We start from the raw sequence: 9,496 nt of genomic DNA on the forward strand, positions 1-9,496 counted from the left end.
CGCCCTGACGTAATCGGAGAGATCGTCCCGGCCTACGCGGTCTCCAAGCCCTTACACAAGGCGAATGTCGCAGCCGACACCCACGGGCAGGCCAGCGAGCTTCGCGTCGCTGGTCACCAGGGTGCAGCCCTCCATTTCTGCCAGGGCCACATAGGCGGCGTCGTAAGCCTTGATGTTGTCGCGTAGTTGCCAGATACGGGGAAGCAGAGGCCGAATGTCTGCCAATTCGATCTCAGTTTGGGCGAGCGCTTCGAAGGCGGTCCGCCCACGTGCTCGGGTGATCAATTCTTGCCTGACGAGGCGGGTGATGACGTGGGCGACTTCGCTCGGCATGTGGCCGGGGGCGATCCAGGCGGGATCGGTCATGATGGCCTTACGGGCTGCGCGACCGGCTTCTCCGTCGTCAGCCAGCGCGTTGATCATGACAGACGCATCGATCACGAGCACCGGCAGTCTCCGGTGGACTCAGCCAGTTGCTCGTCGCGTTCGGCCCGCGACTGGCGAACGAAGTCCGCAGTCTGCCCCGGAGCACTGTGCATGCCGTCGTCACGCCCTTCGAACTGGGCTATGAGGTCGATGTTGCGAGAACGGCGCGCGTCCGCCACCAAAAGGGACAGCATGTACGCCTGCGCGGACTGCCCCTTGGCACGAGCTCGTGCCGCGATAGCGTCGGCAACGTCGTCGGGAACATCGCGGATCTGCATGTTCCTAGCCATGCCTTCATTTTACATGCACAGCCCTCTCACGCAGCTGCGACGCGCCTCACCTGCGAGACCCCGATAATCAGCGGGAGCCTCACCGGGCTGGGTTGCTCAGCGCCTCCAGCTCACCCTGGTACAGCAGCCGGTTGACGAACAGCACGTCTGTCTTGTCGTTCAACGTCAGGACGGTCCTCAGCACCGTGCGCCCGTCGGCGACAAACCGGTCGTGGATGATCTCCGCTGCGTAGTCGCCGTACGCCCCGCCGTTGCGCGTGTTCGCCGTCGGGGTGAGCCGAGTCGTCAGCGACTGCTCCACCTCAGCGGCGGCGGACGCGGAGGGCAGCACGCAGATGATGTTGACCGGCCGGTCACCCAGGCCGGCCGGGCGGCGCAGCCCCACGCCGTACAGCGTGACGGATCCCGGCACCGACGGGGCCATGATCGTGGCGGCGGCGACATCGCCGAGGCAGGCGGCCATCGCGGCATGACCCGGGCTGTCGGCCAGCGAGGGTCCGCTTCCCATGACGGCCGCCAGCGGCCCGGTGGCGGTGGCCGTCGCCACCGTGGTGTCGGTGACCACGACCTTGTTGAGCTGGTTGGTCACCCCAGGGGCGATCGTGCGAGAGAGGTCCATCTCGGCATCGGGAGCGAAGGAGAACCCGTCGTGGCCGCCCAAGCGGCCGGGCTTGCCACCAAGGGCGGCCAGCTTCGCCCGTACGGCGCCTGGGTCGACACCGCCGTCGAACCGGAATGCCTGCTGCGGCGGCACGCCGATCGCGATCGCCCGCGCACCCGCCTCGGGCGTCATACCCGTGGTCTTCGGCAGCGCCGCCGCGGCATGGGCCAAGCTCCCGAGACCGGAACCGGCCGCGGGCAGCCATCGGCGCCTATCGCCGGAGCCGCCGAAGCGGCGCCACCAGGCCGGTTCGCCGTATTCGAGGTACGCCGCAGCGGGCCCCTCGCCAGAGACGTCGGCCAGCGCGCCCAGCAGCCTGTTTCTGGTGGTACCGGACGTTCCTGAGGCACTCGGTGACGGCGCGCCCTGGGGGCGTTCGTCGGCGGCCTCTCGCGCACACCCCGTCAGGACCAGCAGCGCCGCCAGCGCCACGCCCACTCTTCGCATGGGCACGACGCTAGGCGGTCGTGCTTGTATCTCACTGGCGTGCGGCTGCAGTACTTCAACGGTGTCACGCTCAGGCCGGCTGGTACTCGCGCATGTAGCGAGAGACCTTGTCGGTGTATGCGCGCCACCGCTCGGGGATGCCGCCCGCCCGCTTCAGCGGGTCGACGCCGCTGCGGTAGAGGGCGGCGAGCTTCAGCGCAGGGTCGCCGGGCAGATCCTGGACCCGAGGGCCCAGGGTGCACATGAACCGCCCCATCGACACGATCGACGGCTCGGGGCTGAGCGGCGGCGTGGGCTTCGGACTCTGCAGGCCGCCCGGCTGCCAGTGCCACAGCACCTCGGGTGTCCACCGGGCGATGCCGTACTCGTTGTTCTCAGGATCGGACAGGCCGGGATCGTAGCCCGACTCCGCCTTGAGCATCGCGGCGATCAGGGCGGGGCTCAGGCCGGGCAGCTCGCAGTACGTGCCCGCCTGGACGATCGGCCCGCGATACTGGCGGGGGATGTCGGAGTCGTCGCGCAGCCAGGTGCTGGTATCGGCGTTCGCGGGCGGCGGGCTCGTCGTCGCATCGATACCGCCGGGCGAATCGGGGCTCTGGGCACTGTTGACGACCACGGCGGTGACGGCCGCTGCCGCAACGACGGCTGCCGCCGTGCCACCGACGATCGCGATCCGCCGCCCCGGCCTGCGCCCCTCGCGCGGCAGCTCGCTCTCGGACGGGACCGCTCCGGACGGGACCGATTCGGACGGGACCGATTCGGACGGGACCGATTCGGACGGGACCGATTCGGCTGGGGCCGCTCCGGGCGGAGTCTCCGGCGGGGTGACGGTCGTCGACGACGACAGGGCCGCGGCATAGGCGGCGGCGTCGTTCCACCGCGCCTCCCTGTCGAGATCCAGGGCGCGCATCACCGCGGCGTCGATCACCTCCGGCACCTCGGGCCGCAGCGCACTCGGTGGCACCCGCTGCTCCGGCTTGGCGGGCACCTGGCCGGTGAGCATGTGATACGTCAGCGCCCCCAGGCCGTGCACGTCGGCGCGCGCGTCCGGCGCCCCGTCGAAGTAGAGCTGCTCCGGGGCCTGGTAGCCGGGTGAGCCCGCCGGCAGCGTCAGCCCGCTCAGGTGGTCGGTCGACCTGGCGATACCGAGGTCGGCCACCATCACCCGCTCACCGCCCTCCGGCCGCGAGCAGAACAGCACGTTCGACGGTTTCAGGTCGCGGTGCACGACCCCGATGCTGTGCAGCACGGCCACGCCCTGGCAGATGTCGCGCATCAAGCCGAGCGTCTCATCGACGGTGAACAGCCGGCCGGCCAGGCGCTCCTCCAGGGTGCCGCGATCGGCGTACGTCATCACGAAGTACGGCCTGCCGTCGTCGAGCTCGCCGATGTCGAAGACCTGCACGAGCAGGTGGGAGTCGGCCCTGCGCAGCAGGCGCGCCTCCTGGAGGAAGCGCTCGCGCACGTCGGCCTGCCGGGCCCAGTTCTCTGCGAGGATCTTGACCGCCACCGGCGAGCGCAACTCGTCGTCGTGGGCCAGATGGACGGTGGCGAAACCCCCGACGCCGATGAGCTGCTCGATCCGGTAACGACCTGCGTGGGAAGGAGCCGTCATTCAGCTCATCATGGCCGATGGTCAGGGCTTCGTCCACGTGCCCTGGCAGCTACCAGGTTACGGAATCCGCTCTCCGCCCGCAGGATCGACGCAGCGACACCGAAACGGGGAGGGAATCATCATGAGCATTCGACAGGCCGCGATCGCCATGTCGTTCGCGCTGGCGACCCTGGCCGCGGCCGCTCCGGCCGCGCACGCAGCCGCCGCGGGAGACGCACAGCCGTGCGGCAAGCGGTACCAGCACAACGGCCTTACGGTCCAGAACTGCCCCGACTGGTCACCGGGCGGGAGCATCCCGGTCTACGCGTCACCCGCGAAGGGCAGGATCGTCGGCTACATCAACCCGGCCGGGAACGACTGGTACCTGTGCCAGAAGACCGGCGCCGGTTACAAGCTGGGCGGCTACCGCAACTACTGGTGGGCCTCCACCATGGCCGACAACAACCAGTGGGGATACGTCAGCGAGGTGTACTTCCGCGGCGGCGGCAACAACGAGCCCGACGCCGGCCTGCGCACGTGCCGGGTCGGCAAGCCACTGCCCGAATGACCTGGACGGCTTCACCGGCATGCGAGTAGGGTCCCGCCGATGCACAGCACGATCTTGATCCAGATGGCGGCGGCGCCGACCGGCGACCGGCCGTACTCGCTGGAGCTCGCGCCCGGAGAGCAGGCGTTCTTCGGGCGCGGGACTCCCGGCTCCCCAGTGGACATCGTGCTCGACGACCCCGCGGTCTCCCGCCGGGCCGGCAAGATCGGCGCAGTGGGCGACTACTGGCTGCTCTCCAACCTCAGCACGTCGAAGACGTACGTCGTGGAGAACCCCGAGGGGGGCGGAGAGTTCGTGAAGGTACCGCCGGGCCGGATGGGCGCGCCGATCCCGTTCGAGTTCTCCCGAGTGTGCCTGCCCGCGGTCGACGGCACGATCTCGTTCCTGGTGTTCGCGCCGCAGCACGTCCATGTGCCGTCACCCGACACGGACGGCGGTACGGCCACACAGGTCGCCTACCCCCTCGACCAGAACGCCAAGTATTTCCGCATCCTGGTGGCACTGTGTGAGCCACGCCTGCGCGACCCGTCGACCTCCCGCATACCGACGATCCCCGAGATCATCGAAAGGCTCCCCGACCTGGGACTGAGCCGGACCGCCATCGGCTTCCACATCGGTTACCTGGCCGAGAACAAGCTCCATGTCAAAAGCCCGCAGGGCGGCGAGGGCAAGGCCGACTGGCAGCGCCACGCCCTGGTCTCCCTCGCGCTGAAGTTCAACCTGGTGACCAGCGACCACCTGGCCCTGCTGCCGATGCCCGGCCCCTGACCCCGCCCAACCGGCGGCCGAATCGCCGTAAGGGTGGCCGTCACTCCGCCGCGACGAGCGTCGGGCTTGGGTTCACGAGCAGCAGCCTGAGCTGTCCGTGCCTGTGCTGGGCTGTCCGCTGTGGAGGTCGTCGTCGTGGCCGGCGGCGATCCGTGCCCATTGCGCGGTCGGCCGTCCGTCCTTGCGGAACTGCTGGCCGAGCGTCTCGTACGGCTGCGGCCAGCCGGACGGGGAGTCCTCCCAGGTCTCCTGCCGTCCGTAGACGGTCATGTCGAGGATGCCGTAGGACGGCGCCATGGGTTCGACGCCGCGGCCGGTGGTCCAGTATGTCTCGTAGACGCGGTCCCCATCGCGGAGGTAGCTCGCCTTCATCCCGAAGTGGCGGCCGGCGACGAGTCGTTCGTGCGACTCGGCGGGTACTGAGTACCAGGGCATGTCCCAGCCCATGAAGCGGCGGTAGCGGTCGGATTCCTCGTAGGGGCCCTGGCAGAAGACGGCGAAGGTGACGTCACGCTGGTGCAGATAGGACAGTTCGCGGACCTGGCCGGTAAAGAAGGTGCAGCCCTCGCACTGGTCGGCGGTGATGTGGCCGTCGTGCCACATGTGATACGACACGAATAGCTGGGTGCGGCCCTCGAAGACGTCGATCAGGGGGACGTGCCCCTTGTCTCCGGCGAGCGGGGCCGACGGGTCCACCTCGGTCATGGGCAGCCGTCTCCGGGCGGCGGCGATCGCGTCGCCCTCGCGGGTGTGCGCCTTCTCCCGGACGCGCAGGGTGTCGATTGCGGCCAGCCACTCCCGGCGGGAGACGACCGGCGGCTTGTTCACATCAGTCATGGCCGTACTGACCCTGCAGCTGGCAAGAAATCATCGGTGGAACCCGTGGCGGGCGCTACTGACCATCCCTCCGCGGTCTTCCTGGAACGCGCTGGTCCTCGACCCGCCCGACACGGAAAGCGGTGACAGCAGGCGGTCGGGGTCGGCGCCGGAGTGGTGGCCTGGCTGGTCCGGCGCGAAGCAGGTGACGATCACGCCGGCTTCGCCGTACACGAACTGGTGGTCGTGGTTGACGTTGACGAACACCGTGGCGGTTACCGTGCCCTTGGACAGCGGGCGGCCGCCTCGTCCAGGAGCGCGGCGACCTGTGATCTTGGCATGGATAGCCGATCACCGGAGGGCGTTCAGGGCCCGTTCGACGTCGACGGCGGGCAGGCCCGCGGCCTGGTCTTCCGTCAGCGTAAGGGCAAGAGCAAGCTCACCCTCCAGTGCCCGCCAGAACTCCTCGCCCGGCTCAAGGCACACCGCGAGATACAAGACGCCGAGCGGGAGAAGGCCGGAGACCGATGGGAAGACCACAACCTGGTGTTCGCGACCAAGCACGGAACTCCCATCGAGCGCACCGAGGACTGGAAGCAACGGAAGGCCATCCTCAAGCAGGCCGGCGTCCGGGACGTCCGAGTGCACGATGCACGGCACACAGCCGCGACGCTCCTCATCGAGCAGGGTGTGAATATCCGGGTCGTTCAGCAAGTCCTTGGCCACACCAGAGTGACCGCCACCGAGCGCTACACCCACGTATCCACACCCCTGATGCGCGATGCGGGGGAGCGGCTCGCCTCCGCTCTCTGGGGCAATCCCCAGTAATGTGACCGGAAAAGATCACGCGGGATGTGTTCGCGGGAGCCAGTGGCCAGCCAGCCCCCGGCCGGTTAGCCGACAGAGGGAATGCCTACCTTGGCCGCGAACTCGGCGGTGAAGACGACCATGACATCGTCGGTGCCCAGGTGACAGACCTCGGTTGGCGGCCATTCCGCCAGGCTCCCGGCGGCTATCCACACGGCCTTCTCCCGCGAGCACAACCTGATCGCATTCGGCGTCCGGAGGTCGCTCTCTGGGTCCTGGGACCAGGCGATATCGACGCGGGTGAGTTTTCTGCCGGCGATGCTCGACCAGTGTGGGTGATCGGTCACGTCCACCGCCGCCGACCCGCCTGGCTCCCCGATCATCCGCAGGTGAGCGGTCATCGGCTCAGGGAAGACTTCAAGCCCGAAGTGGTCGAAGCTGCTGCCCCACACGGCCGAGAAGCAGGCGCCATCGTCGGTGGACAGCTCCACCCCCATGGTGGGCTGGTGCCACGTCCCAAAGTCCCACTCCTCGACGTCGCAACCGTCCTCCCCGACCATCAAGGGGTAGTAGACGACCCTGTGGATACGTCTGCCTCGCAGCATGGCAGCCGTACGTTCATACTCCGCAGCGGTCAGCAACGACGACACCGGTACAGCATCGCCCGAGACAGACATCCCGGGCCATCGCAGTTTCTGCTTTCCACGGCTCTGGCCGACCGGTCACAGCACGAGCCGTTGCAACTAGCACTGCAGTTATGACGCCCTCGAAGATCGAAAGGCCCTCTCCCCAAGATCTGGGAGAGGGCCTTTCACACGCGGAGGATCGGGGATTTGAACCCCGGATGGTGTTGCCACCGAACCGCATTAGCAGCTAGGAGCTTGATCGTTCCAGCACGTTCCATGTGGACCGATGTGGCTGGGCGGTCTTGATGGAACGGGGAGGTATCCAGAGGGACTACAGCCCAGACTGCAACCTGTGTTGATCTTTGTCCACGCGCGGCATCTCTGCTCAGCCCACGTACGCAGGCCGCCGATGGAGACGCGCCCGGTGACTCTCACCCGAACGTCAGCAATGCCGCCCCGAATATGGTTACGTACAGGAGAACGCGCAGCACCCGGTGGAATCCGCGCCGTTCCTGATCGAGGATGAGCCCCGCCCGTTGGTAGGCCTGTATGAGCGCCAGCGCCCCCCATTGCAGGATCAGGGCTATTCCCCCAGCCAGCAGGAACACCGCGAACCGCTCTCGCACGATCCACTCCGCCAGCTTGAACGGTCCAGCCCGCCCCCCGGCGACCACGAGCGCTGCCACTTCGAGCAGCGTGAGGACCATCATGACGCCCAGCTGGATGGCTACCTGTCTTTGTATTTGCTGCGCCACGTCTTGCCGCTCGTCCTCCGAGCGGTTCTTGGCGTGGTCCTGAGCCACGCTTCGCCAGATGTCGTGCACCCCACGGAACTCGACGACCATCGCGATCAGCACGGCGGGAATGACCTGCGCCAGCAAGCCAGCGTGCGAGGCAAGATCCATGACGCAGGATTCTACGGCTACGATGATCGGCGGCCAGCCGCGCGAGAAGCGTAGCCCCGGCGGAGGGGTCGGCTGCCTCGATCGGGTGCCCGAGCACGTGCTGGTGGTCCTGGACGAGGCCTACCACGAGTACGTCCGCGAGGGCCCTCTTCCCAAGATCTGGGAGAGGGCCATTCGCCTGCGGAGGATCGGGGATTTGAACCCCGGATGGTGTTGCCACCAAACCGCATTAGCAGTCCCCTGAATCTCGTTATGAGGCGTTCTGTGCTGATCGGCCTCATGGTGTTTCAGGAGGTCAGGGGCCAGTGCTTGTGCGGTTTGGTTCGGGCTTCAGTGGCACGGTGCGGGGTCGTTTGTGCCATCACGGTGCCATCTGGCACAGCGACATGAGGGTGATGATGGCGGCGCTTGGGACACCTCGGCGGTGGGCTCATTCAGCCTCGACCACGAGCTTCTTGAGAGGGGCGGTGATGCGCACAGGCGTTCCCCAGCCCTTGTAGAGGACGTTCATCCTCACGGTGTCAGCTCTCTGCTCTGAGCCATAGGGCTCGTAGAGGGTCTCGGCCTGGAAGCGCCTGGGCAGGTTATCCGGGCCCAGCCAGAGCTTCCACGTGATGCGGCCTCCTGCCCACTCCCCTATTCGTTTGCCGTAATAGATGCCGGCCTGGCGCGAGCCGAGGTGGCCAACCTCAACCGAGCCGTCATATCGGGTGGTGGGGACGCCGTCGTATCTGTCCTTGGTGGGCACCTTCTCAGCGCTGCGGGAGATAAGCTGCAAGAATTTTGGATTGAGGGCGTCCACCAAGTTCTGTGACCAAAGGAAGCCTTCCTTATCCCGCCAGTGGTTCCATTTCTTCCCCTTGGGAAGGTCGTCCCAGTAGGTTTGGGTATAGGTATCGCGACCGAGATTGATCATGCGGAACAGCTCTGGGTCTTCGTCGCCCACGGTGGAAGTCTCTGTGATGTCGCTGGCGTACACGCCTGTCTTGGAGAACCGGTGCTTGCCGTGGGTGACCGTCAGACTGGCGTCCGAGCCCAAGCCGTTGCGGGTCTTCTGCGAGAAACGCACACCGCTATTTTCTGCGTACTCGCCCTTTAGCGCGGATATCGCCTGAGCCAACGAACTGCGAGTCTCTGCACGTGCCGCGCCTGCCAGCGGCGACGCGAGCAGCAGGGCCACGACGCCTAACAGCGCGCATAGGCTTCTCATGGGATCATCTTCGGCGACTGCTGATCTCGACCATGTCACCGGGAGATTGCAGGCGCGACACCTGGCTAGGTCTCCCGCCAGATAGCCGCCCCCGGCGTTTCGGCAAGCCCGACCTCTCTGATCAGGGAGAGGCTGATGTCTGCTCGTCCACTACTTGGATTGCCCTCGTAATCAGCGTGCGGGCGGCTTTGCCGTACACCGCCAGTTCGGCCAGTTCCGTGAAGGTACGGGAGTACATCGCGATCTCGTGTGCCATCCGCGTCAGAGCTAATGAACCAGTCCCGGTCCGAAACACCTATCAGCCGCGGGTAGTTTGATCACCCGTTGGAAGAGGTTGGAGCAGGTGGCAGGACCACAGCAGGACCCCAAGCAGTCCCC

At 67.0% G+C, this 9,496-nt stretch carries 12 protein-coding genes; 3 read left to right on the forward strand and 9 right to left on the reverse strand.

Annotated features, from left to right (window positions below):
• Nucleotides 1-51: 51 nt before the first annotated feature.
• The 4 genes from ACTWQA_RS32870 to ACTWQA_RS32885 form a co-directional block, all read right to left on the reverse strand.
• A complete protein-coding gene (locus ACTWQA_RS32870) occupies nt 52-447 on the reverse strand; it encodes a type II toxin-antitoxin system VapC family toxin (RefSeq protein WP_443162879.1) in 396 nt (131 codons plus the stop codon).
• Complete coding sequence (locus tag ACTWQA_RS32875) at nt 438-716, reverse strand: FitA-like ribbon-helix-helix domain-containing protein (protein ID WP_443162880.1); 279 nt, start codon at nt 714-716, stop codon at nt 438-440. The genes ACTWQA_RS32870 and ACTWQA_RS32875 overlap by 10 nt, the downstream gene beginning before the upstream one ends.
• A gap of 79 nt (nt 717-795) precedes the next feature.
• The gene (locus ACTWQA_RS32880; RefSeq protein ID WP_443162881.1) at nt 796-1,824 is read right to left on the reverse strand and encodes a hypothetical protein; all 1,029 of its coding nucleotides are present in this window, start codon (nt 1,822-1,824) and stop codon (nt 796-798) included.
• Nucleotides 1,825-1,894: 70 nt separating this feature from the next.
• Nucleotides 1,895-3,439 (reverse strand): serine/threonine-protein kinase, encoded by a 1,545-nt coding sequence (locus tag ACTWQA_RS32885; RefSeq protein ID WP_443162882.1) that lies wholly within the window; start codon nt 3,437-3,439, stop codon nt 1,895-1,897.
• 121 nt (nt 3,440-3,560) lie between these two features.
• Between ACTWQA_RS32885 and ACTWQA_RS32890 the strand changes: the two genes are divergently transcribed.
• Together ACTWQA_RS32890 and ACTWQA_RS32895 are read left to right on the forward strand one after the other, a co-directional pair.
• Nucleotides 3,561-3,986, forward strand: coding sequence for a hypothetical protein (locus ACTWQA_RS32890; RefSeq protein ID WP_327586558.1), 426 nt, complete (start codon nt 3,561-3,563; stop codon nt 3,984-3,986).
• 39 nt (nt 3,987-4,025) lie between these two features.
• Nucleotides 4,026-4,754: a winged helix-turn-helix domain-containing protein gene (locus tag ACTWQA_RS32895; protein WP_443162883.1), complete on the forward strand. Its 729-nt coding sequence runs from the start codon at nt 4,026-4,028 to the stop codon at nt 4,752-4,754.
• Between the two features lie 72 nt (nt 4,755-4,826).
• Here ACTWQA_RS32895 and ACTWQA_RS32900 read toward each other — a convergent pair whose 3' ends face one another.
• Together ACTWQA_RS32900 and ACTWQA_RS32905 are read right to left on the reverse strand one after the other, a co-directional pair.
• Nucleotides 4,827-5,591, reverse strand: a complete 765-nt coding sequence (locus ACTWQA_RS32900) for a DUF899 family protein (protein WP_443162884.1) — start codon at nt 5,589-5,591, stop codon at nt 4,827-4,829.
• A gap of 30 nt (nt 5,592-5,621) precedes the next feature.
• A complete protein-coding gene (locus ACTWQA_RS32905) occupies nt 5,622-5,915 on the reverse strand; it encodes a DUF6461 domain-containing protein (protein ID WP_443162891.1) in 294 nt (97 codons plus the stop codon).
• On the opposite strand from ACTWQA_RS32905, the gene ACTWQA_RS32910 reads away from it, so the two are divergent.
• On the forward strand, nt 5,910-6,398 hold the full coding sequence (locus ACTWQA_RS32910) for a tyrosine-type recombinase/integrase (protein ID WP_443162885.1): 489 nt from the start codon (nt 5,910-5,912) through the stop codon (nt 6,396-6,398). The genes ACTWQA_RS32905 and ACTWQA_RS32910 overlap by 6 nt on opposite strands.
• A gap of 65 nt (nt 6,399-6,463) precedes the next feature.
• On the opposite strand, the gene ACTWQA_RS32915 is transcribed toward ACTWQA_RS32910, so the two are convergent.
• From ACTWQA_RS32915 to ACTWQA_RS32925, 3 genes are all read right to left on the reverse strand, one after another.
• Nucleotides 6,464-7,027: a hypothetical protein gene (locus tag ACTWQA_RS32915; protein WP_443162886.1), complete on the reverse strand. Its 564-nt coding sequence runs from the start codon at nt 7,025-7,027 to the stop codon at nt 6,464-6,466.
• Between the two features lie 407 nt (nt 7,028-7,434).
• Complete coding sequence (locus ACTWQA_RS32920; RefSeq protein ID WP_443162887.1) at nt 7,435-7,908, reverse strand: hypothetical protein; 474 nt, start codon at nt 7,906-7,908, stop codon at nt 7,435-7,437.
• A gap of 430 nt (nt 7,909-8,338) precedes the next feature.
• The gene (locus tag ACTWQA_RS32925) at nt 8,339-9,088 is read right to left on the reverse strand and encodes a hypothetical protein (RefSeq protein ID WP_443162888.1); all 750 of its coding nucleotides are present in this window, start codon (nt 9,086-9,088) and stop codon (nt 8,339-8,341) included.
• Between the last annotated feature and the right edge of the window lie 408 nt (nt 9,089-9,496).

This window comes from Nonomuraea sp. 10N515B (assembly GCF_052245915.1).
Lineage (GTDB): Bacteria > Actinomycetota > Actinomycetes > Streptosporangiales > Streptosporangiaceae > Nonomuraea.